Origin of the sequence: Hydrogenophaga sp. (assembly GCF_030651625.1) — a bacterium.
Lineage (GTDB): Bacteria > Pseudomonadota > Gammaproteobacteria > Burkholderiales > Burkholderiaceae_C > Hydrogenophaga.
This window is the reverse complement of the sequence record NZ_JAUSCF010000006.1, coordinates 52,883-78,349: the sequence shown is the minus strand read 5'-3', so window position 1 is coordinate 78,349 and position 25,467 is coordinate 52,883. Positions and strand designations below refer to the sequence as shown.

Below are 25,467 nucleotides of genomic sequence, written 5' to 3'. Positions count from 1 at the left end.
GAGCCCAGCCGTCCTAGACGCCGCCAGAATCAGGCAGCCGGCGTGATGCTGACAACCTGACGGTTCAGCGCGCCCTTGATGGCGAACGTGACGTGCCCATCAACCGTGGCAAACAAGGTGTGGTCCTTGCCCAAACCGACATTGGCGCCCGGATGAAATCGCGTGCCGCGCTGGCGGACGATGATCGAACCGGCGCTCACCAGCTCACCACCAAAAGCCTTCACACCGAGCATCTTGGGCTTGGAATCGCGCCCGTTTCGCGTAGAGCCGCCGCCTTTTTTCTGTGCCATTTATCGACTCCTCAGACTGCGATCGAAGCGATCTGCAGCTCGGTGAAATTCTGACGGTGGCCCTGGCGCTTCTGGTAGTGCTTGCGACGGCGCATCTTGAAGATGCGAACCTTGTCGTGCCTGCCATGTGCCACCACCGTGACCGTGACCGTTGCGCCGGAAACCAAGGGAGTGCCAACCTTGATCTCGCTGCCGTTGCCGACAGCCAGAACCTGGTCAATCACGATCTCTTGGCCCACATCCGCAGCAATCTGTTCTACTTTAATTTTTTCGCCAGCAGCAACACGATACTGTTTGCCACCGGTTTTTATGACCGCGTACATATGAACCTCTTCAAAAACACTCCACGAGTGGAGCAACCAGCAAAACCCTTTTCGCTGAACCGGCAATTCTAGCATGGCCTTGCGTGGTTTCCAAGTGAGCACAAATGGCGCGCACTGAAATCCCCGCCGGGCAATTACGGTGCACAACGAAAGTGGAGGCCAGCTTTCTATAATTCCTCCAGCGTTCACAGCCCTTAGCACTTCAGCCGACACCGCATCTTGACCACCTCTGCCGCCGCCGCTCACGCACTCGACTTGATTCAGCCTGACATGCTGAGGGTGGACGAGGTCATCAAAGAGAGGCTCTCAACCGATGTGCCGCTGGTCAGGGAAGTGGCCCAGTACATCATTTCGTCTGGCGGGAAGCGCCTTCGTCCAGCTTTGCTTTTGCTCATGTCGGGAGCATTGGGCAGCCGGCATCCACAAAGACATTCGCTGGCTGCGGTGGTCGAATTCATCCATACGGCCACCCTTCTTCACGACGATGTGGTCGACGAGTCCACCTTGCGAAGAGGGCGAGAGACCGCTAACGAGCGCTTTGGCAACGCGGCCAGCGTGCTCGTCGGTGACTTCCTTTATTCGCGGGCCTTCCAGATGATGGTCGATGTCGACAACATGCGGGTCATGCAGGTTCTCTCCGAAGCGACCAACGTCATTGCCGAAGGTGAAGTGATGCAGTTGATGAACATGCGTGATGCTTCCCTGGACGAAGAAGCCTATTTGCGTGTCATACGCTCCAAGACTGCGAAGTTGTTCGAGGCAAGCGCGCGACTGGCGCCCATTCTCGCCGGAGCCGATGTCGAAACCGAAGCGCTTTGCGCCACCTATGGGCAAGCGCTTGGCACAGCATTTCAGGTGATCGATGACGTCCTTGACTACGAAGGTGACCGGGAAGTGCTTGGCAAGAATCTTGGAGACGACCTGCGCGAAGGCAAGGTCACGCTTCCCATCATTTGCGCGCTGCGAACCGCCAGCGAAGGGCAAAAAGCGCTGATCCGTGGCGCCATTGTCGAAGGTGATCAAACTCACCTGGAAGAGATTCAGTCGATCATTCAAACATCGGGCGCACTGGAATTGGCAACGGCAAGCGCGACGGCGGAAGCCCAACGTGCGATCCAGGCAGCGCGAGCATTGCCTGAGAACGAATACAGCGGCGCCTTGCTAGAATTGGCGACCGAGCTTTTGGGTCGCCGATCCTGACGATCCGCGTGAAGAATCTGGTGCGACCGCATCAGGAACCCGCACAGCTTCGGGGTGTAGCTTAGCCAGGTAGAGCGCTACGTTCGGGACGTAGAGGCCGGAGGTTCGAATCCTCTCACCCCGACCATCCACTGGTCGCCCCACGGATACCGCCCAGCATGGGCCTCAGTGGCATGGTGACAACTTCACGACACGTAAACAACGACGCTTCGCCAGGAATGGGCAAATTCGGCACAATTCGCCTCAATTGTGTGAGGCAAGTCGTTGATTTGCGATAGATTACGAATTTATGGCGTCTGTCGATACGGTAACCCAGGAAAGCTCTTCCATGGCCCTTCCCGGCTTGGGGCGGGCACTCGTGTCTGCGGGAAAGCTCAAGCAAAAAGCCGCTGAGGACCTGTACAAGAAGGCTCAAAGCGGCCGCACGAGTTTCATTGCAGAGCTGACCAACTCAGGTGCGGTTTCGGCAGCGGACATGGCGCACACCATCGCAAGCGCCTTTGCAGCGCCGCTGCTGGACCTGGATGCGATTGACGCCGAGCGCCTTCCCAAGGGTCTGCTGGACCCCAAAATCTGCTCCGACTACCGCATCGTGGTGTTGAGCAAGCGCAGCAACCGGCTCATTGTTGCCACGGCAGACCCGGCAGATCAGCAGGCCGTCGAAAAAATCAAGTTCGCCACCCAGATGGGTGTGGATTGGGTCATCGCCGAGTACGACAAGCTCAGCAAACTGGTGGAGTCGCAGAGCACCACCGCCAGCGAGGCGATGGACAACATCATCGGTGGGGATATCGAGTTTGATGACCTCGCCACCGAAACCGTGGTGACCGACGCCGCCGACAAGGCATCCGAGGTAGACGACGCCCCAGTGGTGAAGTTTCTCCACAAAATGCTGATCGATGCGTTCAACATGCGCGCATCTGACCTTCATTTTGAGCCCTATGAGCACACCTACCGCGTGCGCTTCCGGATCGACGGCGAACTCAGGGAAATTGCCTCACCCCCCATTGCCATCAAGGACAAGCTGGCGTCTCGCATCAAGGTGATCTCCCGCATGGATATCTCCGAGAAGCGGGTACCACAAGATGGTCGAATGAAACTGAAGATTGGTCCGGATCGGGTGATCGACTTCCGCGTCAGTACATTGCCTACGCTCTTTGGTGAAAAGATCGTGATCCGGATTCTGGATCCGAGCAGTGCAAAGGTGGGGATCGAGGCGCTGGGCTATGAACCTGAGGAAAAAGCGCGGCTGCTGTCTGCGATTGCCCGTCCCTACGGCATGGTGCTGGTCACTGGCCCCACGGGATCGGGCAAGACGGTTTCGCTCTACACCTGCCTGAACATCCTGAACAAGCCAGGCATCAACATATCCACGGCAGAAGATCCTTCGGAAATCAACTTGCCCGGTGTCAACCAGGTCAATGTGAACGAGAAGGCAGGACTGACGTTTGCAGCGGCCCTCAAGGCCTTCTTGCGCCAGGATCCCGATGTGATCATGGTGGGTGAGATTCGCGATCTGGAGACCGCCGATATTTCCATCAAGGCTGCCCAGACCGGCCACATGGTGCTGTCCACCCTGCACACCAACGACGCGCCCACGACCCTGACGCGGATGATGAACATGGGGATTCCCACGTTCAACATTGCCTCCAGTGTCATTCTCATCACGGCTCAGCGCCTGGGGCGCAGGTTGTGTCCGACCTGCAAGGCGCCGCTGGATGTACCGCGCAAAGCACTCATTGACGCCGGTTTCAAGAGCGAAGACCTGGATGGCACCTGGACACCGTTCAGGCCTGTGGGATGTTCGGCATGCAACAACGGCTACAAAGGTCGCGTGGGCATTTACCAGGTGATGCCCATTTCGGAAGAAATCCAGCGAATCATCCTGAAGGGCGGGAGTGCGCTGGACATTGCCCAACAGGCCAGCAGAGAAGGCGTGCGCACGCTTCGAGAGTCCGGGCTTCTCAAGGTCAGACAAGGCCTGACGTCGCTGGAAGAAGTACTCAGCGTCACCAACGAATGATCGCGCACTAGGCGCCAGAACCCGAGGACACCATGGCAACCGCTGCATCCAAGAGCATCAAGGACTTCGTATTCGAGTGGGAAGGCAAGGACCGCAATGGCAGGACGGTCCGGGGCGAAACTCGCGCGGTGGGTGAAAACCAGGTTCTGGCGGCGCTGCGCCGCCAGGGGATCATCCCCGGCAAGGTCAAGAAGCGCCGCACGTCCTCTGGCAAGCGCATCAAGCCAAAAGACATCGCCATCTTCACACGCCAGTTGGCAACCATGATGAAGGCGGGCGTGCCGCTTTTGCAGGCCTTTGACATTGTGGGGCGCGGCAACCCCAACCCCAGCGTGACCAAGCTGCTCAACGACATCCGCTCGGATGTGGAAACCGGCACCTCGCTCAGCTCGGCCTTTCGAAAGCACCCGCTGTACTTTGACAGCCTCTATTGCAACCTGGTCGAAGCAGGCGAGGCTGCCGGTATTCTTGAAGAATTGCTGGACCGGTTGGCGGTCTACATGGAGAAAACCGAAGCGATCAAGTCCAAGATCAAATCGGCACTGATGTACCCGATCTCGGTGATCATCGTTGCGTTTGTGGTCGTCGCAGTGATCATGATCTTTGTGATCCCGTCATTCAAGGAAGTGTTCACCTCCTTCGGAGCGGACCTGCCGGGACCCACGCTGTTCGTGATTGCCATGAGCGAGTTCTTCACCGAATACTGGTGGCTGATATTCGGGGGCCTGGGTGGTGGAGGCTATTTCCTGATGGAAGCCTGGCGACGCAATGAAAAGGTCCAGCATTTCATGGACCGCGTCATGCTCAAGATGCCCATCTTCGGGACTCTGGTCGAAAAATCCGTGATTGCCCGCTGGACCCGCACACTTTCCACCATGTTCGCAGCAGGCGTTCCACTCGTCGAAGCGCTGGACTCGGTGGGCGGGGCTTCCGGGAATTCGGTCTACGCCATCGCCACAGAGAGAATTCAGCAAGAAGTCTCCACAGGCACCAGCCTGACCAATGCGATGACCAATGCCAACATTTTTCCTTCCATGGTGCTTCAGATGTGCGCCATCGGTGAAGAGTCCGGCTCCATCGACCACATGCTCGGAAAAGCGGCCGACTTCTATGAAGCCGAAGTGGATGACATGGTGGCCGGTTTGTCGAGCCTCATGGAGCCCATCATCATCGTGATCCTGGGGACCATCATCGGCGGCATCGTTGTTTCGATGTACCTGCCGATCTTTAAATTGGGACAGGTGGTTTGATGCCCTCTCTGGGTGCCGCAGATGCGGTGCTGCTGGGCATTCTGGGATTGCTGATCGGCAGCTTCCTCAATGTGGTGATTCACCGACTGCCGAAGATGATGGAGCTGGGCTGGGCGCGAGAGTGCGCCAGTCTGATTCAGCCTGATGGTGTGGAACCTTCTGTCGACGGCGCTGATGCACCCCCATTCAACCTGATGACACCCCGATCACGATGCCCCCATTGTGATCACCAGATCCGGTGGTTCGAAAACATTCCAGTGGTCAGCTACCTTGCCTTGCGCGGTCGCTGCAATTCCTGTGCGGCTCCAATCAGCCCCCGGTACCCTTTGGTTGAAACTGCCTGCGGACTTCTCTTCGCATGGTGCGGGTGGCGCTGGGGCTTGTCATTTCAAGCCATTGCGTGGGCAGGCTTTGCCGCCGCTCTGCTCGCACTGACATTCATCGACTGGGACACCACGCTGTTGCCGGACGACATCACCCTGCCCTTGCTGTGGGCTGGTCTTTGCGGTGCCGCCTTGCAGCTCACGGGTGCGAGCCTGAATGATGCGGTCTGGGGTGCAGTGGGTGGCTACATGTCGCTCTGGCTGGTGTACTGGGGGTTCAAGCTGGTCACTGGCAAAGAAGGGATGGGGCATGGCGACTTCAAGCTCTTTGCTGCCCTGGGCGCCTGGTTTGGTTGGCAGGCTCTCATTCCGATGATTCTCATGGCATCGGTCATTGGTGCCATCGTGGGCCTGGCCATCAAGTTCAGGGGTTCGCTGCGGGAAGGTGGGTATGTTCCTTTTGGTCCGTTTCTCGCCCTTGCCGGCTTGACCGCCATGGTCTTCGGTCATGCATCTATTCTTGCCCTCATCGGCCTGTAGCGCGGTGGCCCAGCCTCATGCCAGCCGTTCATAGACTGGGCCTCACCGGGGGCATTGGCAGCGGCAAGAGTTCGGTGGCAAGGCTTCTGGAAATTCGCGGCGCCGAGGTCATTGACGCCGACGCCATTTCACGCGTTTGCACTGCGCCAGGTGGCAGCGCCATGCGCGCCATTGCCGATACATTCGGTCCAGACTTTGTGGATGCCGATGGTGCCCTCCATCGGGGAAACATGCGCGAACACGTGTTCACGCATCCACAGGCCAAGGCGCAACTGGAAGCCATCCTGCACCCGCTGATTGCTGCACAAATCCGCATGCAAGCCGACCGGACACGTGCCCCGTGCCTGGTGTTTGACGTGCCCCTGCTGGTCGAATCGCCTCGCTGGAGACCTCAGCTGGATCAGGTGTTGGTGGTGGACTGCACCCAGGAGACCCAGGTGCGCAGGGTCCAGGCCCGCAATGGATGGGACGTGGCCACCATCAATGGCGTTATGCAACACCAAGCCTCAAGGCGCCAGCGTCTGGGGTCCGCCGACATCGTCATCTTCAACGACGGCAACGAGATGGAACATCTGCAATCGCTGGTCCACGATCTCGCGACTCAGTTCGGGCTATGATGAATCATTGCGCGAAACCTCCGCACTGGCCCCGCCCCGTGAAGCCCTGCAGCCGTGATCCTGTACGAATACCCCTTTAACGAACGCATCCGCACCTATTTGCGCCTTGAGCAGCTTTTCCGTCGACTGGCGGAACTGGTGCCGCGCAGCCACCCGCTGGATCACCACTTTGCGATCCAGACCATCTTCGAAATCATGGACGTCGCCTCGCGCGCCGACATGAAATCGGACGTCCTCAAAGACCTTGACAGACAGAAGCTTCAGCTTAACGGGTACCGAGGCAACCCTGCCATCTCAGAGGAAATGCTGGACAGCGTGATCGCCCAGCTTGAAGCATGCTTCGTGGCGTTGAACCAGCTGCATGGCAAGACAGGCCATGCGCTGACAGAAAACGACTGGCTCATGAGCATTCGCAGCCGCATCGGCATCCCGGGGGGTACCTGCGAATTTGACCTGCCGGCGTACTTTCACTGGCAGCACTCCAGCACCGAGAACCGGCAGAAGGATCTGCATCGCTGGTCGCTCAGTGTCGCGCCCCTGGCCGATGCCATCGTGCTTTTGCTCAAGATGCTCAGGGATTCCGGTTCAGCCCAAAAGATGCTTGCAGTCAAAGGGCAATTGCAACAGAACCTGCCGCAAGGACGCACATTTCAACTCCTGCGTCTGAGTATCGATCCTGCTTCCGGATGGATTCCAGAAATCAGCGGAAATCGGCTCATGTTCTCCGTTCGACTCATGCGCCAAGGAGATGATGACCGACTGCACCTGGTACAAGAGGACGCAGCATTCGAACTGACGCTTTGCGCCTGAACGATTCATGGATGCCAAACCAGTGAATGCCGAACAAGCTGGCTTTCATGCGCGAACCGTGCGCTGCCCTGCCTGTGGCGGCGCCAGTGTGTACGCGTCCACCAATACGCATCGGCCGTTTTGCAGCGAACGCTGCAAACACCACGACCTGGGTGCCTGGGCCAGCGAAAGCTTCAAAGTCGAAGACCACGACCCCGGCACCCCGGCACCCCGGCACCCCGGCGGAGTTTCCAGAACCGCATTGACTGGCCGACCGTTTCGTCTGCCCTTCAAGGGGCTGATGTCTGCGACAGCAGCAAGACCTCTTTGCGCACCGCAGGTACCACGACTTTGTGGGTGTAGTCTGGTCAGGTCGTGCTGCCGTTCAGCAACCGCTCCTGAGCCAACCATTCAAGGACCGGGAGCGTACCGGCCAGCACCGGCGCACATTGAACAGGCAGTTGCTGCCAGCTGAAGCTCTGACCTTCCCGCATCTGCAGATCACCCGTCCACTCGTGGACCTTGCAGAAATGCAGCCGCACCAGCGCATGCGGGTAGTCCACCACCTGCTCACGCCACAGATTGATCCCGCCGATTGTGATACCGATCTCTTCCTGAAGCTCTCGGCGCAGCGCCTCTTCAACAGACTCACCGGCTTCCAGCTTGCCGCCAGGAAACTCCCAGTGGCCGGCATACGCTTTGCCGGGAGGTCGAGTGGTCAACAGCAGGTCGCGGTTCGGCGCAACAAGTATCCCCACCGCCACTTCCACCACCGATTCACCATGAAGGCGGTTGCGGCTTTGCGCACCATCGACCATCAAGATGCCATTGCCCATGGATCCCGCCTGCTTCAGCGCGAGGGAATGGCGTGTGAGCCTGCGTAATCACGCGCAAACTGGTAGGCCACCCGACCGCTGCGTGAACCCCTTTCCAGCGCCCAGACCAGCGCTTGCGGGCGCGCAGCCTCGACTTGGGACTCGGACACCCCGAATGATGTCAACCACTGCGCAATGATCGAGAGGTATTCGTCCTGACTGAATGGATAGAAACTCACCCAAAGACCAAACCGCTCCGACAAGGAAATCTTCTCTTCGACCACCTCGCCAGGATGGACCTCGCCATCGGCCGTGTGGGTGTAGGAAAGGTTCTCTTTCATGTATTCCGGCAACAGATGGCGCCTGTTGCTGGTGGCATAAATCAGAACGTTCTGCCCTACAGCGGAGACAGAGCCATCCAGGATGGACTTGAGGGCCTTGTAGCCTGGATCGCCATCCTCGAAGCTGAGATCGTCACAAAACACAACGAATCGTTCGGGGCGGTCCGCCACCACATCGACGATGTCTGGCAAATCGACCAGATCGGATTTGTCCACTTCGATCAGACGCAGTCCATCTGCCGAGAACTCATGCAGACAGGCCTTCACCAGCGAAGATTTGCCGGTTCCACGTGCACCCGTGAGCAGCACATTGTTGGCCGGCAAGCCCTGAACAAACTGAAGGGTGTTGCGTTGAATCCTGACTTTCTGGTCATCAATTTCCTGCAAGTCGGTCAGTCGAATCGCACCCACTTGTCGCACGGGTTCCAGAACGCCATGCCCATTTCCACGCTTGCGGTACCTGAAGGCGATGGAGGCATGCCAGTCGGGAGCGCTCAGCCTGGACGGCAACACCAGTTCAATTCTTTCCATCAGGCGCTCGGCACGAGCCAGCACACGTTCCAGGCCATCACTCATGCACCCATCTCCAAATCAGGAAGCTCTGCATAGATGCGGCCATTTCAGGGGAAGGACCGCACGTGGTCACAAGTGCGCCATTCACGAACGGTAGTCTGCGTTGATGGTCACGTAATCGTGGCTGAAGTCACAGGTCCAAACCGTCTCGGTGGCTTCTCCACGCCCCAATCCGATCTGCACCAGAATTTCGGCCTCTTTCATCACGCGCTGTCCGTCTTCCTCCCGGTAGTCCGGGTGCCGACCGCCTCGGGTCACCACGTGCACATCGCCCAGATGCAATTCGATACCGGCCACGTCGAGATCTTCAACGCCTGCATATCCCACGGCTGCGAGGATGCGCCCCAGATTGGGGTCACTGGCGAAAAAAGCGGTCTTGACCAGCGGTGAGTGAGCCACCGCATAAGCCACTTGAAGGCATTCAGCCGTGTTAGCCCCGCCATCGACCTGCACCGAGATGAACTTGGTCGCGCCCTCACCGTCGCGCACGATCGCATGTGCCAGCCTTTTGGCAACCGATGTGAGAGAAGTCAGCAGTGCGCGGCCGTCTTCACTGTCGAGGTCGGTGATCATCGCATTGCCGGCCTGACCTGTGGCCACGATCACAAACGAGTCGTTCGTGCTGGTGTCACCATCCACAGTGATCCGGTTGAAGGAGGACTCGGCAAGGCGGCGCGCCAGAGCGTTCATCATGGCAGGAGCCACGGAGGCATCGGTTGCCAAAAATCCAAGCATGGTGGCCATGTTGGGGCGAATCATTCCCGCCCCCTTGGCAATACCTGTGGCGTGGCACTGCACGCCACCCACAACGAATTCAGCGCTGACCGCCTTGGGCACAGTGTCCGTGGTCATGATGCCTTCGGCCGCCGACAGCCATTGGGCGCCCGAGGTGGCAGCGGCCTGAGAGGCGTCTTCCAGCGCACCCGCCAAACCAGCCAGCAGCCGGTCCATCGGCAGCGGCTCCATGATGACCCCCGTTGAAAATGGAAGAATCTGTTCGTGCTCCAGTCCGAGCGCTCGGGCCAGAGCCACGCAGGTCTGGCGCGCATCGATCAGACCGGCCTCTCCGGTACCCGCATTGGCATTTCCGGTGTTCACCACCATGGCTCGGATGGCAGCACCTGAACTGAGATGCGCCCGACCCACCTGCACCGGTGCGGCCGCGTACCGGTTCTGGGTAAATGCCGCCCCAACCGCCGACCCCTTATCCAGAAGAAAGACGGTGAGGTCTTTCCGGTTCGCCTTGCGGATTCCGGCCTGCGTCACACCGATACGAACACCAGCAATGCCATGCAGTTCGCTGGCGACGGGAGGGAGAAGGTGAACTGGCATGAATGCTCCGTTGAGGGCCTGGCGGGGCGACTTCTGTTGACGGTGACCGACGAATCCGATGCGCGCAAACTCAATCCAGCTTTCCGTGGCACTGTTTGTATTTCTTGCCACTGCCACACGGGCACGGATCGTTGCGACCCACACGTGGCACGGCATTCTCGACCGTTGCAGGATCGGTGATGGTCTGTGCTTCCCCCGTCTCTGTGGGCGCTGTGTAGGTCACATTGGCAATCTGTTCGGCACGTGCTTCCATCTGCTGCGCAGCTTCACTGACCTGCTCGGGCGACTGCACGCGCACATTCATCAGGATGCGCGTCACATCGTTCTTCACGCTGTCCAGCAACTGCCCAAACAACACAAAGGCTTCGCGTTTGTATTCCTGCTTGGGTTGCTTCTGCGCATATCCGCGCAAATGAATGCCCTGACGAAGGTAATCGAGCGCAGAGAGGTGTTCACGCCACTGGCCGTCGATGGTCTGCAGCAGCACCATGCGTTCGAACTGGGTGAAATTGTTTTCGCCCACCAGACCGACTTTGTCATCAAACACTTGCTTTGCGGCCACCAGCACCCGATCGACAATTTCCTCTGCATCGATGGCCTCTGCATCGGAAACCCAAGTCGTGACGGGCGCATCGACCGACCAGTCGTCGCTGAGCACCTTCTCCAGGCCGGGCAGGTCCCACTGCTCTTCCACGCTGCCTTCAGGTACGTACTGGTGGACGAGGTCGGTGAAGCTGCCATCCCGCAGCGCATCGATCTGGGCGCGCAAGCTTTGCGCATCCAGGATGTCGTTGCGCTGCTGATAGATCACCTTGCGCTGGTCATTCGACACATCATCGTACTCAAGCAACTGCTTGCGGATATCGAAGTTGCGCGCCTCCACCTTGCGTTGTGCGCTCTCGATGCTTCGAGTGACGATGCCAGCCTCAATGGCTTCGCCTTCGGGCATGTTCAGGCGTTCCATGATGGCACGCACCCGGTCACCCGCGAAGATCCTCATGAGCGAATCATCTAGGCTGAGGTAGAAGCGGGACGATCCCGGATCACCCTGGCGACCAGATCGGCCGCGCAGCTGGTTGTCGATTCGGCGTGACTCGTGACGCTCTGTTGCGATGATGCGAAGCCCGCCCAGCGATTTGACCTTCTCATGGTCCTGCTGCCATTGTGACTTCACCTCTTCGACACGGCGTGCTTTGGTCGCATCGTCGAGCGACGTATCGGCCTCCACGGCGTCAACCATTTTTTCCAGATTGCCGCCCAGCACGATATCGGTGCCGCGACCAGCCATGTTGGTGGCGATGGTGATGGCGCCCGGGCGACCTGCCTGAATGATGATGTCCGCCTCGCGTGCATGCTGCTTGGCGTTCAACACTTCATGCGGCAGTTTTTCTGCCGTCAACAGCTCGGCGATGAGCTCGGAGTTCTCGATCGACGACGTGCCAACCAGAACCGGCTGCCCCCGCTCGTGACATTCACGAATGTCGGCAATCGCCGCAACGTATTTTTCCTTGGTGGTCTTGTAAACACGATCGAGCTGGTCCGTGCGCTTGCTGATGCGGTTCGGTGGTATCACCACCGTTTCAAGCCCGTAGATTTCCTGAAACTCGTAAGCCTCGGTATCGGCCGTTCCGGTCATGCCCGAGAGCTTGCCGTAAAGGCGGAAATAGTTCTGGAACGTGATGGAAGCCAGCGTCTGGTTCTCAGGCTGGATTGCCACGCCCTCCTTGGCCTCCACTGCCTGATGCAGACCATCGCTCCAACGGCGGCCTGACATGAGGCGGCCGGTGAACTCGTCCACGATGACGATTTCACCATTCTGGTTTACATAGTGTTGATCGCGGTGATAGAGATGGTGCGCCTTGAGCCCTGTCACCAGATGATGCAGCAAGGAAATGTTGGCAGGGTCATAAAGCGAAGCGCCGTCTGGCAGCAAGCCCGCACCACTGAGCAACTGCTCAGCATTTTCGTGCCCAGCCTCTGTCAGGTGGATGGAGTGCGATTTCTCGTCCAGAGTGAAGTCGCCCGGCTTGATCACGCCCTCCCCTGTTCGAGGGTCTGCCTCGCCTTCCTGGCGGTTCAGGCTCGGAATCAGCTTATTGATGGCAATATAAAGCTGGGTCTGGTCTTCTGCCTGGCCACTGATGATCAGTGGTGTACGCGCTTCGTCAATCAGAATCGAGTCGACCTCGTCCACGATGGCAAAGTTCAAGCCACGCTGGACCCGGTCACCTGCCTCGTAAACCATGTTGTCACGAAGGTAGTCAAACCCGTACTCGTTGTTGGTTCCATAGGTGATGTCCGCACGGTATGCCGCCTGTTTGTCTTCCCTGGGCGCCTGCGGCAGGTTGATACCCACCGTCAAACCGAGGAAACCGTAAAGCCGGCCCATCCATTGGGCGTCCCGACTGGCGAGGTAGTCGTTGACCGTGACCACGTGCACGCCTTTGCCAGTGAGTGCATTGAGATACACCGGAAGCGTGGAGGTCAGCGTCTTGCCCTCGCCCGTGCGCATTTCCGCGACTTTTCCGTGGTGCAGCGCGAGGCCACCCACCATCTGAACATCGAAGTGGCGCATCTTCATGACACGCTTGCTGCCTTCCCGAACCACGGCAAACGCTTCAGGCAGCAGACTGTCCAGGCTTTCGCCATCGGCGACCCTGCGCTTGAATGTTTCTGTCTGCCCCCTCAGCTCCTCATCACTCAGTTTTTCAAACTGCGCCTCCAGGCCGTTGATGCGCTCCACCGTCTTCCGGTAGGTTTTGAGCAAGCGATCATTGCGGCTACCAAATATTTTTGTGAGGAAGTTTGTGGCCATACATGCATGCCTGCAGCGACCGCCTTGCGGGCATCGGACAGGCTGAATTGGATTCAGAGGACGCTTGCGAGCCCAGAGGACAAGAAACGGAAAAGTGTTCGGCAGATGCTGCCGAACGTTCAGGCTTCAAGAGCAAACCGTGGATTTTACCCGTGGCGAAAAGGGATAAATCAACGCCGGGTTGCGTCGCCACTGGCGACCTGACGTGCAGCGACCCCTTCGCCTGCAGCGAGAAATCGCTGGGGGTCTTGCGGAACGCCTGAAACCCACACCTCAAAGTGGAGGTGGGGGCCGGTGGATCGGCCGGTGGAGCCGACTTCACCAATCTTCTGGCCGCGCTTGACGATATCGCCCTTCTTGACATCCACAGCAGAGGCGTGCGCGTAGCGCGTGATCAACTCGTTGCCGTGGTCAATCTCGACCATGTTGCCGTACGCAAAGTGGTATTCCTGCACCACAACCACACCACCGGCTGCCGCAAGAATGGGGGTCCCGGTGTCAGCCGGAAAATCCAGACCGGTGTGCAGGGCAGAACGCCCCGTGATGGGATCGATTCGAAATCCAAACCTCGAGCCTACCCTTACACCCGGAACAGGCGGCTCGGTCGGCACCAGGGTGCGCTGAATTTTCTGGTCAAACAGGCGCGACTCAATCACGGTGAGCCAGTCGACCCGGGAGCCCGTCACCTGCTCCAGATCATCCATGGCGGTCAACAATTCGTTCACCGAAAGCTCCCGGCCGCTGACCAGTGCACCACCAGCGCCGGCGGCCTTGAAATCTGCTGGATTGAGCCCCGCCAGGCCCGCAACGCGCTCGCCCAGTGAGTCAATCTGCATCATGCGGGCCTGCATCTCCCCCAGCTTCCGGGCCATGGCATCCAGATTGGCCCGCAAATAGGCGTCTCTGGATTCGGGTTGGTTCTGATGAACGATGCGCGCCACAGATGCGAAGCCGGGCCAACCTTGCCGCACGCCTTCGAGAAAAAACCAGTGGTAGGTCGTGATCGATCCCAGCATCAAGAGAACAGAAGCCAGCGCTCCGGCGGCCACCAACTTGAGTCCACTGAGATGCATCGCCCGGCTCTTGGCCAGCCATGCATCCGTGATAATGATGTGCACCGTTCGTCCTTTCCAGACAATCACGCATAACCCACACCAAACCGCATGAGTTCTGCCTCGCGCTCAAACCCGATGTTCAGCCTGAACGAAGCCGTGGGTGCGGCCCCGACTCTTGCAGCGCTTTGTGAGCGCGTCCGGAAATCTCAAGGACTGATCGAACAAGTGGGCCACCTGATCCCAACGGGCCTGAGACCCCACATCCACCCAGGCCCACTCGACGATACCGAATGGTGTCTGCTGGTGGACAGCGCCGCCGCATCGACAAAAATTCGCCAGATGTTGCCTGCTTTGTTGCAGACCCTGAACCAAAATGGTGCGAAGATTAACGCAATTCGCATCAAAGTCCAACATGCCAGACGCTGACTGAGCACGCAAGGGTGACAGAAGGCAAGATGGTTCGAGAGATGGTGCCGCTTGTCTGACTCGAACAGACGACCTATCGCTTACAAGGCGATTGCTCTACCAACTGAGCTAAAGCGGCCCACGAAAAAACACGAGTTTACTTGACCCGTTTGAGCTTGGGGCGGCCACCCGGTCGCGGTGGACCGTCGGTTGGCGGCTCTGGCGTTTCGCCCAAGGGTCCACCAGCGCTCTCATCGCTGGGCACGGATCGCAAAAGCGCACGCGAGCTGTCAGGAGTGGGTGATGGGTCGGAAGGCTCGGCAGCACCCATGCGCTGACTGTCGCCTGGCGTGCTTGTCGCCGAGGGCGCCGGAAAGGCCATGCCTTGACCATTTTCACGCGCATAGATCGCCACCACATGGCTGATTGGCACAACGATTTCCCGTGCAACCCCGCCGAAGCGGGCCTTGAATTCAATGCAGTCGTTGCCCAGGCGCAGTGAGCTGGTCGCATCAAAGCTCACATTCAGAACGATTTCTCCATTCTGCACAAACTCGCCTGGCACCTGCACCGAACCATCGACCTGCACGGCAATGTAGGGCGAGAACCCGTTGTCCGTACACCATTCGTGGAGTGCACGAATCAGGTACGGGCGTGTCGACGAAGAAGATGTATCGAGTGCACTCATGGAAACGAACGACCGCGCAGCAACTATTTGCGCATCACTTTCTCTGAAGGCGTCAGCGCCTCGATGTAGGCCGGGCGGGAAAAGATGCGTTCCGCATACTTGAGCAGGGGAGCCGCGTTCTTGCTGAGTTCGATGCCGTAAAAATCAAGACGCCACAGCAGCGGCGCGATTGCCACGTCCAGCATCGAGAAATTGTCTCCCAGCATGAACTTGTTTTTCAGGAACACGGGCGCCAACTGGGTCAGTCGATCGCGGATATGGGCTCTGGCCTTCTCGAGCGCTTTTTCATTGCCCTTGGAGCTGCGTGACTCCAGCATGGACACGTGTGTAAACAGCTCTTTTTCAAAGTTCAGCAGGAACAGCCTGACTCGAGCGCGGTCCACCGGGTCACCGGGCATGAGCTGTGGATGAGGAAATCGCTCATCAATGTACTCATTGATGATGTTCGATTCGTAGAGGATCAGATCACGTTCGACCAGAATGGGCACTTGGCCATAGGGGTTCATCACACCGATGTCTTCTGGCTTGTTGTAGAGATCGACGTCGCGGATTTCAAAGTCCATGCCCTTCTCGAAAAGGACAAAGCGGCAGCGGTGGGAATACGGGCAGGTGGTGCCTGAATACAAGACCATCATGGGGGAGCTCCTTAATGCAAAAAACAGTGGTTTGCAGAATCACCTCGGAGGTGATGCAAACCACTGTGGAACGGTCGGCATGAGCGCTCAGGCACGCTCTGCCAAGCCGGGTCGAATTACTTGATGTCTTTCCAGAAAACCGCGTTGAGACGCCAGGCGACCACCGTGAAGGCGGCGAGAAACAGCATGACCCAGACGCCAATGCGCACACGGGTGTTTTGCTCCGGCTCGCTCATCCACTGCAGGAAAGCAACGAGGTCGCCCACATTTTGGTCAAACTCCACGGAGCTCATGGTGCCCGGGCTCACGCGTTCCCAACCGCGCAGCACTTCCACCTCTTGCCCGTGGCTTTCCACCTTGTTGTACAACGGACGTTGCTCACCCTGGAGCTCCCACAACGGATTGGGCATCCCGGTGGCAGGAAAGGCCTTGTTGTTCCAGCCAGTGGGCGTGCTCTCGTCCCGGTAGTAAGTGCGCAGGAACGTGTAGAGGTAGTCGGGTCCGGAATGACTGCCGATGGCAGCTCTGGAACGGGCGACCAAAGTGAGGTCGGGCGGGTTTTTGCCGAAAAAGGTTTTGGCGTCACTTGGGCTGATCGCCGCATTCATCGTGTCACCAATTTTGTCGGTCGTGAAGGCAAGATTTTCGGCGATCTGTTTGTCGGTCAAGCCGATGTCGCGCAAGCGATTGAATCGCATGAACGATGCCGAATGGCAGTTCAGACAGTAATTGACGAAAAGCTTGGCGCCGTTCTGCAGCGCTGACATGTCGTTGGTGCGCTGAGGTGCCTTGTCCATGGGAATGGTGGCACCCGCTGCCCATGCCGTGCCCGACACGGCCAGGGCCAGCACGAAGCTCGAAATCAGTTTTTTCATTGCTGTGGCTCTCTGTTTGGTTCTGGCTGGCTCAGTGCGGCTTGAATGTGACGCGGGTGGGCACAGTCTTGAACTCGCCCAAACGGCTCCACCAAGGCATCAGCAGGAAGAAGCCAAAGTAAAACAGTGTGCCGACCTGCGAAACCCGCTCGCCAATCGGTGAAGGTGGCAGCACGCCGAGATAACCCAGAATCAGGAAATTGATCACAAACAGCGCGTAGAGCCATTTGTTCCAGTTTGGACGGTAGCGGATCGACTTCACCGGGCTGTTGTCCAGCCAGGGCAGGAAAAACAGGATCACGACACCGCCACCCATGGCCACCACACCCCAGAATTTGGGGTCGATGCTCAGCATCATGGCCACCAGCGCCAGTGCGCCACCCACCACCACACCCTTCATCAGGGTGCTCAACTGGGTCTTGATAACACCAAGTACCGCGGCGAGCACCACGCAGGCAACCAACGCATACATCATCTCGCTGGTGACCGCTCGCAGGATGGAATAGAAGGGAGTGAAGTACCAAACTGGCGCAATGTGCAGCGGCGTGACCAGCGGATCGGCCGGAATGAAGTTGTTGTATTCGAGGAAGAAGCCGCCAAACTCAGGCGCAAAGAACACAACCGCCGAGAACACCATCAGGAACACCGAGACGCCGAGGATGTCGTGCACGCTGTAGTAGGGGTGGAACGGAATGCCGTCCAGGGGAATGCCTTTGTCGTCCTTGAGCGCCTTGATTTCCACCCCGTCGGGGTTGTTGGAACCCACTTCGTGCAAGGCAATGATGTGCGCAACGACCAGGCCCAGCAGAACCAGAGGGACTGCGATCACGTGGAAGCTGAAGAAGCGGTTGAGCGTCGCATCACCGACGACGAAATCGCCACGAATCAACAAGGCGAGGTCAGGCCCGATGAAGGGAATTGCAGAAAACAGGTTCACGATCACCTGCGCACCCCAATACGACATCTGCCCCCAGGGCAACAGGTAGCCCATAAAGGCTTCTGCCATCAGCACGAGGAAAATGGCACAACCAAATACCCACACCAGTTCGCGTGGCTTGCGGTAGGACCCATAGATCAGGCCTCGGAACATGTGCAAGTAGACGACCACGAAAAACGCCGATGCGCCTGTGGAATGCATGTACCGGATCAGCCAGCCCCATGGAACATCGCGCATGATGTATTCCACCGACGCAAACGCCACCGGTACGCCCGCAGCATTGAGGTTTGCATCTGGCTTGTAGTGCATGACCAGGAAGATGCCGGTCACGATCTGGATCACCAGCACCAGCAACGCGAGCGAGCCGAAGAAATACCAGAAGTTGAAGTTCTTCGGCGCGTAGTACTCGGCCAGGTGCTCGTTGTACAGCTTGGACAGGGGAAACCGGTTGTCGACCCAGTTCAGCGCCTTCTGACCAATTGGCGCGTCAGGGGAGATCTCTTTGAATTCAGCCATGTGATGCCTCGGATGTCAGGTGTCTGTTTGCGCGGAGGGGAGCACCCGCTCAGGCTTGTTGCTCTTCGCCGATCATCACAGTGGTGTCCGACGTGTAGTAATGAGGCGGGATTTCCAGGTTGTCGGGCGCGGGCTTGTTCCTGAAGACCCGGCCAGCCACGTCAAATGTGGAGCCGTGGCACGCACACAGAAAACCACCTTGCCAGTCATCCGGCAGCGAAGGCTGAGGCCCGGGAGTGAGCTTGTCGCTGGGCGAGCAACCCAGATGGGTGCAGATGCCTACCGCGACCAGAATTTCGGGCTTGATCGAGCGGTGACGATTTCTTGCGTATTCGGGCGTGGGGTAGGCGGTGCGAACCGACTGGGGGTCGGCCAGCTGATTTTCCTGGCTTTCAAGCGATGCCAATTGCTCAGGCGTGCGTCGCATGATCCACACGGGCTTGCCCCGCCACTCCACCACCAGTTTCTCGCCGGGGGCAATGCCGGAAACGTCCACCTCGACAGCAGCACCAGCTGCCTTGGCACGCTCGGAAGGTTGAAAACTGCTCACAAAAGGAACGGCGACTGCGGCTGCTCCAACGCCACCCATGGCGCAGGAAGTGATCAGCCAGGTACGGCGGCTGCTGTCGACGGGCGCAGCGACGGTTGCTTCACTCATGGGGATCTTTCAATCAGAGTCGAGAAGACGTTAGGGACAACCCGGCATTGTACTGGAGCGATTCTCACCCCTCCCCAGTTGTCTGGGTGGACAGCTTGGCTATTCCGTGAATACGGGGAATCACTTCCGTCGCGTCCAACACCGAAGCCGGGCCAGCACTCTGCAGGCATGTGAGAATCTCGCTATTCAAGAGTCTGAACCCAGAGGGGCGGCAGCAATTTTTTCCACACGCAGTTTCAGGAGAGTCAGCATGGGCATGATGCAGGAATTCAGGGAATTCGCCGTCAAAGGGAATGTGATCGACCTGGCGGTCGGCGTGATCATTGGCGGGGCTTTCGGGAAGATCGTGGGATCTCTGGTGGACGACGTGATCATGCCCGTGGTCGGATCCATCTTCGGCAATCTTGATTTCACCAACCTGTTTGTAACGCTGGGCAATGTACCCGAGGGCACAGTACGTACCCTGGCGGCCATGAAAGAGGCTGGTGTGCCTGTCTTGGCGTACGGAAGCTTCATCACCGTGGCCATCAATTTCATCATCCTTGCCTTCATCATCTTCATGATGGTCAAGCAAGTGAACCGCCTCAAAAGGGCGACGCCGCCAGCGGCACCTCCGGCCACACCCGAGGACGTACTGCTGCTTCGAGAGATCCGGGACAGCCTGCAGAAATAGGCGCTCGCGCAGGGGTATGGCACGAGGTTCGGATCAACGTGAGAAATCGCTCACAGCCGCCTCAATCGCAGCGAGCAAACTTGATGGGCTGGCCAACCCAGTTCCGGCCAGGTCCATCGCCGTGCCGTGATCCGGGCTGGTGCGAACAAAAGGCAGCCCGATCGTGGTGTTGACACCATCGTCCAGCCCCAGCAGCTTGACTGGAATCAGTCCTTGGTCGTGGTACATCGCGATCACAACATCAAACTCGCCCCGCCGGGCCCGCATGAAAACGGTATCAGGCGCATGGGGGCCAGTGGCATCGATGCCTTCCCCCTGAGCCTGTCCGATTGCTGGCGCGATGACGTCGATCTCCTCCCGCCCAAAAAGGCCACCCTCCCCTGCATGGGGATTCAGGCCCGCCACAGCGATCCTTGGCCTGTCATGGCCCGCACGCTGAAAGTGAACATGGGTCAGCCGAATGGTTTTTGCCACCTGCTCAACGCTCACGGCCGCCAGCGCGTCGCGCAAAGAAACATGAATGCTGACAAGCACGGTACTCAAACCCGGGCAGCTCAGCATCATGCGAACTGGCAGTCGATCCAGCGAAACACCCAGATGCTCCGCCGCGATCGACTGCAGCATTTCGGTATGCCCCGGATGCGATACGCCAGCGAAGGCCAGTGCCTCTTTGTGCACAGGTGCGGTCACCAAGGCCTTCGCTTCATTTCGAAGTGCCGCTTCTGCAGCGAAACGAATGCACTCTGCTGCGGCCCGCCCTGCAACAGCACTCACCTGGCCCCAGGCAACAGCGTCTGGCGCATGACACGCCTGCACAACGGCCAAACAGCCCGGCGGGGTCTGGCGCCAATCCGAAAGCATTGACAATTCGGCGATCGGGGTTGGCCATGCCGGCTGAGATCGCAGGGCCGCAACATGGGTGGCTCTGCGCATCGTCTCCACATCGCCCGCCACCACCAACTGGCTCAACAGGGCGGGGCGTTCCCGCACGGCCAATGCGATGATCTCCGGGCCGATGCCCGCCGGATCGCCCATGGTCAGCAGCACAGGACCCTGTGGGGCGGAAGACAGATGTTCTGATGCCGTCATGCTGCCAACGTGGCTCAGCCTGGATTGGGAATATCGATAAAGATGTGCTGCAAACCGAGCGCCGTGGCGACATGGCCAGCCACTGCCGGTGCGCCATAGCGCTCGGACGCATGGTGCCCGCAGGCGATATAAGCCACGCCGCATTCGCGGGCGTAGTGGGCCTGTGGTTCCGAGATTTCGCCGGTGATGAACACGTCAGCACCAGCCGCAATGGCGGACTCAAAATACCCTTGAGCGCCGCCAGTGCAAAGGGCAATGCGTTCGATCGATCGGTCCGGCTCGGCCACCAGGGTCACCGGCCGACCCAGCGCCTGGGCGACATGCTCAGCCAGCGCGGACGCAGACGCCGTGGAACGCCAACCCAGGAACCCCAGCGACTGCTCACCAAACCGGCCATCCGGACCTTCCTGCAGCTCGATACCCAGGCGTCTGGCCAGTTGAGCGTTGTTGCCCAGCGCGGGGTGAGCGTCCAGCGGCAAATGGTACGCATACAGGTTGATGTCGTGCGCCAGCAGGCGCGAAAGGCGCTGCTTCATCCATCCGGTGACCCGGCCATCCTGACCTCTCCAGAAAAGACCATGATGGACCAGGATGGCATCGGCGTTCTCCGCGATGGCCGCGTCGATCAAGGCCAGACTTGCTGTGACCCCGGAAACCAGTTTCCGCACGTCAGCCCGCCCTTCCACCTGCAGTCCATTGGGTCCATGGTCCTGAAACATCGAGGGCTGCAGAAGTCCATCAAAAGACGCCAGCAGGGCAGCGCGAGAGACGGGAGAAGCTGGGGAGGTCATGAACAAGGGTGGGAAAGGCTACAGATCTGGCAGGCGCTTGAGGCGACGGTCAAGCATCCGCCGTATTCTGACAGCCCGGCGCGCAATGGCGACCCAACCGCGCCGCCATTTTCAGCAACTGGAACCCTGTATGAGCCCAGCCTCAACCAACTCTCGCATGAAAAAGGCGTCAAAAGCCAGGTTCCCATACCGATCAGGAACACGAAGCCCGCACCGCTGAACCGGTCGCATTTGGTTGAAAAGTCCCCCATGGCTTTGATTGCCAGCTCTGTATTTCTGGCATCACAGAAGATCATGTCAACCTGTGGACACCTCCCTCGCTCGACTTGCATCAAGCGGGTTGAACAATGAACACAGGGTGCCATATGCAGCACAATCAGGCCACGCGGGTCGACCCACACTCCAACGCCTGCAACCCAAGTTTGTACTCACTGATCCGACATGAAAAGACTCTGGCTGGTATTTGCCCAATCCGTGACTGTGCTTCTGGCGGTCTTTTTTGTTGTTGCTTCATTGAAGCCCGAATGGCTGGATCGACGCCCATCGACCACGTCGATCGTTCCCGTGTTCGAGGCGCCGCCTGCATCGGGCAACCCGGAATCGAATGGTTCGACCAGCTTTCGTGCAGCTGCCCGCAACGCGTCCCCTGCGGTGGTGAGCATCAACACCAGCAAGGCGCCCGTCAATACGCCGCAAAGCGCCGATCCCTGGTTTCGCTTCTTTTTTGGAGAGCAGGACCGCTCACAAGCGCAGACAGGCCTGGGTTCTGGCGTGATCGTCAGCCCTGCGGGTTACATCCTCACCAACAACCACGTGATCGAGGAGGCCGATGAAATCGAAGTCTTTCTCAACGATGGAAGAAAAGGCGTGGCTCAAGTCATCGGAACCGACCCGGAAACCGATCTCGCCATCCTCAAGGTAGAACTGACGGACCTTCCCGTGATCACGTTGGGCAACTCCGATGCGCTGGAAATCGGGGATCAGGTGCTCGCCATTGGAAACCCGTTTGGCGTTGGGCAAACCGTCACCAGCGGTATCGTCAGCGCGCTGGGCCGCACCCAGCTCGGCATCAACACGTTCGAAAACTTCATTCAAACCGATGCGGCGATCAATCCTGGAAATTCAGGCGGTGCACTGGTCGACATCAATGGGCACCTGATGGGCATCAACACGGCGATCTACTCCCGTTCGGGTGGGTCCATGGGCATCGGGTTTGCCATTCCCACCTCCACCGCGCGCAGCGTACTGGACTCGATCGTGAAGGATGGGCAAGTCACCCGTGGGTGGATCGGCGTTGAACCGCAAGACCTGAGCCCGGAATTGGCCGAGAGTTTTGGCATCCAGCAAGGAGCCGGGGTCATCATCACCGGCGTCCTTCAGAACGGTCCTGCAGCCCAGGCGGGCCTCAAGCCGGGCGATGTGATCACCCGTGTCGCGAATCAGGAAGTCCGAAGCGTGGCCCAGTTGCTCTCGGCGGTGGCTGCCTTGCCACCTGGCACACCTGCTGAACTTGAGATCATGCGCCGGGAGGGTAAGAGCGTGCTTCAGATCACGCCCGGTCGGCGAAATGCACCGTCGCGGCAACCACCACGCTAGGAGCCTGCGCGGCAGAAGGCATCGAAGCGAAAGGCGTGGGAAAAGAGCCCAGTTTGGCGCCGATTTTGAGGACTGTGGCCGCAGCCACAGCCGGAAAAACGGGGGCGAGGTGGAACTTTTCTCCATGCGTTGCAGCCGATGTCGTTCTGCCGCGCAGGCTCCTCGCTGACGGATATTGAGCGCTCATTTTTTGGTGGAAGACGCTTCATCATCCGCGTCCTCTTCCGGCTTGGCCGAAGATTTCACGAACCAATGTGCTCCCCAGATCCCGATCTGGTAAAGCAAGATCATCGGGATCGCCAGCGCCAGCTGAGAAATAACGTCAGGTGGCGTGACAACGGCCGCAATGATGAAGGCCACCACGATGAAGTACCCCCGAAAGTCCTTCAACTTCTGGATCGACACCATGTTCAACCGCACCAGCAGCACCACCACGATGGGCACCTGAAACGCGAGTCCAAACGCGAGGTACAGCGACAGAATGGCTTCCACATAGGAGGCAATGTCAGGTGTGGCGGCCACGCTCGAAGGCGTGAATCCCTGAATGAAGCCAAACATCTTGTCCAGCACAAAGAACTGGACAAACGCGATCCCGACGTACGCCAGCAAGCTTCCCAGAATGATCAGGGGAATGGCAAATTTCTTTTCGTGGCTGTAAAGGCCAGGTGCAACAAACGCCCAGACCTGATACATCCACCATGGCAACGACAACAGAAGCGCAGCCATCGCCAGCACTTTGAGCGGCACAAAGAAAGGCGAAAAGACTCCCACGGCGATCAGTTTGGCGTCGGGCGGCATGTGCGCCCGAATAGGCACTGCGATGAGGTCGATCAAGCCACTCGGGCCTGGCCAGAACGCCAGCAGCGCCATGCACAACCCCAATCCAGCGATGCCATAGAGCAGGCGATCGCGCAACTCCATCAGGTGCTGGACAAACGGCTGCTCTGTGCCGGCGAGCTCGTCGGCTTTTTCTTTTTGGTCTGACATCAGCGGGGAACGGAGGAGGAGCGTGGCCTGAATCGCGCCACGCGGGCCGCGCCGGACTGGGTGCGCGTTCGCACCCCGGCACGGGCCTTGTACCACTGTGGCATGGCTTTTTGTTTCACGCGCCAGTTCTTCTTCGGGTGCTTGTAAACCGGATGCACCGGCGATCCGATGGAGCCCAGAGCATCCTGGTGATTGTTCTGGTCATAGCCGGCATTGGCGCCCTCGAGGCCTGCGGTGGCCTCTGACCAGGATTTTTCAAAGTCACTCGCCCCGCTCTGGACCGAAGACTCCACATCCCGGGCAGCGCTTTCCACCGAGTCCTTCATCTTCTTGAGCTCTTCCAGCTCCATCGACCGACTCACTTCGGACTTCACGTCAGCCACATAGCGTTGGGCCTTGCCCAGCAGGGCTCCCACGGTCCGTGCCACCCGGGGCAGCTTCTCTGGCCCGATGACAATGAGCGCCACCACACCAATGAGGGCGAGTTTGGAGATGCCCAGATCAATCATGTTTCAGCCAATTTGCGGGCGAGGTCGGGAAAGTGGGCGTAACAGCACGGCGGGCGGGCGAAGCCCGCCACAACCGCTGGCCGCGAGGGGCTCAACTCTTTTGCTTGGCTTCGACGTCGATGGCGCTCTTGTCGATGCGAGCGTCCTGGGCGACTTGCCCAGGTTGGGCGGCGGCTTCTTCAGGGGTCTGACCACCCTCTTTCATGCCGTCCTTGAAGCCCTTGACGGCTCCACCCAGATCCGAGCCGATGTTCTTGAGTTTTTTGGTACCAAAGACCATCACCACGATCAGCAAAACGATCAACCAGTGCCAGATAGAAAATGCACCCATGAGACTCTCCAAATATAGAAATGAGGCGCAGTGCGCCATTCATGGGATTCTAAGCCCGGGGATGAGTTCAGGCGACCTTGAAGAAGAATACCTGCTCATCAGAAATACCTGGGCAGCGCAATGGCAGGGTTATCCCTTTGCCCATGGCCTGGGCCCGCCCATCACGTGGATGTGCAAATGATGCACCTCCTGCCCTCCAAGCGCACCGGTATTGCACACGACACGGAACCCGCCCTCGGGATAAGGCCCACAGCCCTGCTCGAACGCGAGTTTCGGGGCCAGTACCATCATCCGCCCGAGCAAGGCTTCATGCTCGGGCAGCAACTGGGCCATGGACGGGATGTGCACCTTGGGCACCATGAGGAAGTGAATCGGCGCCCACGGGTGGATGTCGTGAAAGGCAAAGATTTCCTCATCTTCATAAACCCGGGTAGAGGGAATATGCCCTGCGATGATCTTGCAGAAGATGCAGTTGGGGTCGTGCATGAAGC

The 25,467-nt window shown here is 58.8% G+C and carries 28 protein-coding genes and 2 tRNA genes; 11 read left to right on the top strand and 19 right to left on the bottom strand.

Translation table 11 applies throughout. The features are described from left to right. Positions 1-29: 29 nt before the first annotated feature. Positions 30-290 carry a 50S ribosomal protein L27 gene (rpmA, locus tag Q7V46_RS01905; RefSeq protein ID WP_304911804.1) on the bottom strand — a complete coding sequence of 87 codons (261 nt, stop codon included), beginning with the start codon at positions 288-290 and terminating at the stop codon, positions 30-32. An 11-nt stretch (positions 291-301) separates the two neighbouring features. Next, positions 302-613 carry a 50S ribosomal protein L21 gene (gene rplU / locus Q7V46_RS01900; protein ID WP_304912022.1) on the bottom strand — a complete coding sequence of 104 codons (312 nt, stop codon included), beginning with the start codon at positions 611-613 and terminating at the stop codon, positions 302-304. A gap of 270 nt (positions 614-883) precedes the next feature. Between rplU and Q7V46_RS01895 the strand changes: the two genes are divergently transcribed. The 8 genes from Q7V46_RS01895 to Q7V46_RS19990 all read left to right on the top strand — a co-directional run bounded on the left by Q7V46_RS01895 (position 884) and on the right by Q7V46_RS19990 (position 7,830). Continuing rightward, positions 884-1,813 carry a polyprenyl synthetase family protein gene (locus tag Q7V46_RS01895; RefSeq protein WP_304912021.1) on the top strand — a complete coding sequence of 310 codons (930 nt, stop codon included), beginning with the start codon at positions 884-886 and terminating at the stop codon, positions 1,811-1,813. A 50-nt stretch (positions 1,814-1,863) separates the two neighbouring features. Next, positions 1,864-1,940: transfer RNA gene (locus Q7V46_RS01890), tRNA-Pro, on the top strand. A 162-nt stretch (positions 1,941-2,102) separates the two neighbouring features. Further along, positions 2,103-3,836: a type IV-A pilus assembly ATPase PilB gene (gene pilB / locus Q7V46_RS01885; RefSeq protein ID WP_304911803.1), complete on the top strand. Its 1,734-nt coding sequence runs from the start codon at positions 2,103-2,105 to the stop codon at positions 3,834-3,836. Between the two features lie 32 nt (positions 3,837-3,868). Continuing rightward, positions 3,869-5,086 (top strand): type II secretion system F family protein, encoded by a 1,218-nt coding sequence (locus Q7V46_RS01880; protein WP_304911802.1) that lies wholly within the window; start codon positions 3,869-3,871, stop codon positions 5,084-5,086. Next, positions 5,086-5,949 carry an A24 family peptidase gene (locus Q7V46_RS01875; RefSeq protein ID WP_304911801.1) on the top strand — a complete coding sequence of 288 codons (864 nt, stop codon included), beginning with the start codon at positions 5,086-5,088 and terminating at the stop codon, positions 5,947-5,949. Before Q7V46_RS01880 ends, Q7V46_RS01875 begins: the two co-directional genes overlap by 1 nt. A gap of 17 nt (positions 5,950-5,966) precedes the next feature. Continuing rightward, positions 5,967-6,566: a dephospho-CoA kinase gene (gene coaE, locus Q7V46_RS01870; protein WP_304911800.1), complete on the top strand. Its 600-nt coding sequence runs from the start codon at positions 5,967-5,969 to the stop codon at positions 6,564-6,566. Between the two features lie 54 nt (positions 6,567-6,620). Next, positions 6,621-7,376, top strand: a complete 756-nt coding sequence (gene zapD, locus Q7V46_RS01865; protein WP_304911799.1) for a cell division protein ZapD — start codon at positions 6,621-6,623, stop codon at positions 7,374-7,376. A gap of 7 nt (positions 7,377-7,383) precedes the next feature. Continuing rightward, entirely contained in the window at positions 7,384-7,830 is a 447-nt protein-coding gene (locus Q7V46_RS19990) for a DNA gyrase inhibitor YacG (protein WP_370690256.1), read from the top strand. On the opposite strand, the gene Q7V46_RS01855 is transcribed toward Q7V46_RS19990, so the two are convergent. The 5 genes from Q7V46_RS01855 to Q7V46_RS01835 form a co-directional block, all read right to left on the bottom strand. Then, complete coding sequence (locus Q7V46_RS01855) at positions 7,724-8,191, bottom strand: NUDIX domain-containing protein (RefSeq protein WP_370690255.1); 468 nt, start codon at positions 8,189-8,191, stop codon at positions 7,724-7,726. The genes Q7V46_RS19990 and Q7V46_RS01855 overlap by 107 nt on opposite strands. 14 nt (positions 8,192-8,205) lie before the next feature. Then, positions 8,206-9,087, bottom strand: a complete 882-nt coding sequence (locus Q7V46_RS01850; RefSeq protein ID WP_304911798.1) for an ATP-binding protein — start codon at positions 9,085-9,087, stop codon at positions 8,206-8,208. 81 nt (positions 9,088-9,168) lie between these two features. Continuing rightward, a complete protein-coding gene (gene argJ, locus Q7V46_RS01845; RefSeq protein WP_304911797.1) occupies positions 9,169-10,416 on the bottom strand; it encodes a bifunctional glutamate N-acetyltransferase/amino-acid acetyltransferase ArgJ in 1,248 nt (415 codons plus the stop codon). 70 nt (positions 10,417-10,486) lie between these two features. Then, a complete protein-coding gene (gene secA / locus Q7V46_RS01840) occupies positions 10,487-13,231 on the bottom strand; it encodes a preprotein translocase subunit SecA (RefSeq protein WP_304911796.1) in 2,745 nt (914 codons plus the stop codon). A gap of 170 nt (positions 13,232-13,401) precedes the next feature. Beyond that, positions 13,402-14,349 (bottom strand): M23 family metallopeptidase, encoded by a 948-nt coding sequence (locus Q7V46_RS01835; protein ID WP_304911795.1) that lies wholly within the window; start codon positions 14,347-14,349, stop codon positions 13,402-13,404. A gap of 45 nt (positions 14,350-14,394) precedes the next feature. Between Q7V46_RS01835 and Q7V46_RS01830 the strand changes: the two genes are divergently transcribed. Next, entirely contained in the window at positions 14,395-14,712 is a 318-nt protein-coding gene (locus Q7V46_RS01830; RefSeq protein WP_304911794.1) for a DciA family protein, read from the top strand. 42 nt (positions 14,713-14,754) lie between these two features. Here Q7V46_RS01830 and Q7V46_RS01825 read toward each other — a convergent pair. The 6 genes from Q7V46_RS01825 to petA form a co-directional block, all read right to left on the bottom strand. Continuing rightward, positions 14,755-14,830: transfer RNA gene (locus Q7V46_RS01825), tRNA-Thr, on the bottom strand. 18 nt (positions 14,831-14,848) lie between these two features. Further along, positions 14,849-15,379 carry a ClpXP protease specificity-enhancing factor gene (locus Q7V46_RS01820; protein WP_304911793.1) on the bottom strand — a complete coding sequence of 177 codons (531 nt, stop codon included), beginning with the start codon at positions 15,377-15,379 and terminating at the stop codon, positions 14,849-14,851. 23 nt (positions 15,380-15,402) lie between these two features. Next, complete coding sequence (locus tag Q7V46_RS01815) at positions 15,403-16,014, bottom strand: glutathione S-transferase N-terminal domain-containing protein (RefSeq protein ID WP_304911792.1); 612 nt, start codon at positions 16,012-16,014, stop codon at positions 15,403-15,405. Between the two features lie 116 nt (positions 16,015-16,130). After that, complete coding sequence (locus Q7V46_RS01810; RefSeq protein WP_304911791.1) at positions 16,131-16,889, bottom strand: cytochrome c1; 759 nt, start codon at positions 16,887-16,889, stop codon at positions 16,131-16,133. Positions 16,890-16,920: 31 nt separating this feature from the next. Further along, the gene (locus Q7V46_RS01805; protein ID WP_304911790.1) at positions 16,921-18,342 is read right to left on the bottom strand and encodes a cytochrome bc complex cytochrome b subunit; all 1,422 of its coding nucleotides are present in this window, start codon (positions 18,340-18,342) and stop codon (positions 16,921-16,923) included. Positions 18,343-18,391: 49 nt separating this feature from the next. Beyond that, positions 18,392-19,000: a ubiquinol-cytochrome c reductase iron-sulfur subunit gene (gene petA, locus Q7V46_RS01800; protein ID WP_304911789.1), complete on the bottom strand. Its 609-nt coding sequence runs from the start codon at positions 18,998-19,000 to the stop codon at positions 18,392-18,394. 250 nt (positions 19,001-19,250) lie between these two features. Here petA and mscL point away from each other — a divergent pair, with 250 nt between their 5' ends. Further along, positions 19,251-19,673, top strand: coding sequence for a large conductance mechanosensitive channel protein MscL (gene mscL, locus Q7V46_RS01795; RefSeq protein ID WP_304911788.1), 423 nt, complete (start codon positions 19,251-19,253; stop codon positions 19,671-19,673). Positions 19,674-19,706: 33 nt separating this feature from the next. Here the strand turns inward: mscL and pdxA are convergent, their stop codons facing one another. Both pdxA and Q7V46_RS01785 read right to left on the bottom strand, forming a co-directional pair. Continuing rightward, positions 19,707-20,762, bottom strand: a complete 1,056-nt coding sequence (pdxA, locus tag Q7V46_RS01790) for a 4-hydroxythreonine-4-phosphate dehydrogenase PdxA (RefSeq protein WP_304911787.1) — start codon at positions 20,760-20,762, stop codon at positions 19,707-19,709. A 14-nt stretch (positions 20,763-20,776) separates the two neighbouring features. Next, positions 20,777-21,553 (bottom strand): Nif3-like dinuclear metal center hexameric protein, encoded by a 777-nt coding sequence (locus Q7V46_RS01785; protein WP_304911786.1) that lies wholly within the window; start codon positions 21,551-21,553, stop codon positions 20,777-20,779. Between the two features lie 441 nt (positions 21,554-21,994). Here Q7V46_RS01785 and Q7V46_RS01780 point away from each other — a divergent pair, with 441 nt between their 5' ends. After that, positions 21,995-23,149 (top strand): trypsin-like peptidase domain-containing protein, encoded by a 1,155-nt coding sequence (locus Q7V46_RS01780; protein WP_304911785.1) that lies wholly within the window; start codon positions 21,995-21,997, stop codon positions 23,147-23,149. A gap of 183 nt (positions 23,150-23,332) precedes the next feature. On the opposite strand, the gene tatC is transcribed toward Q7V46_RS01780, so the two are convergent. The 4 genes from tatC to Q7V46_RS01760 all read right to left on the bottom strand — a co-directional run bounded on the left by tatC (position 23,333) and on the right by Q7V46_RS01760 (position 25,462). Continuing rightward, positions 23,333-24,136, bottom strand: a complete 804-nt coding sequence (gene tatC / locus Q7V46_RS01775) for a twin-arginine translocase subunit TatC (protein WP_304911784.1) — start codon at positions 24,134-24,136, stop codon at positions 23,333-23,335. After that, complete coding sequence (tatB, locus tag Q7V46_RS01770) at positions 24,136-24,645, bottom strand: Sec-independent protein translocase protein TatB (protein ID WP_304911783.1); 510 nt, start codon at positions 24,643-24,645, stop codon at positions 24,136-24,138. Before tatB ends, tatC begins: the two co-directional genes overlap by 1 nt. A gap of 91 nt (positions 24,646-24,736) precedes the next feature. Further along, positions 24,737-24,976, bottom strand: a complete 240-nt coding sequence (gene tatA / locus Q7V46_RS01765) for a Sec-independent protein translocase subunit TatA (protein WP_304911782.1) — start codon at positions 24,974-24,976, stop codon at positions 24,737-24,739. Between the two features lie 129 nt (positions 24,977-25,105). Continuing rightward, positions 25,106-25,462, bottom strand: a complete 357-nt coding sequence (locus tag Q7V46_RS01760) for a histidine triad nucleotide-binding protein (protein WP_304911781.1) — start codon at positions 25,460-25,462, stop codon at positions 25,106-25,108. Between the last annotated feature and the right edge of the window lie 5 nt (positions 25,463-25,467).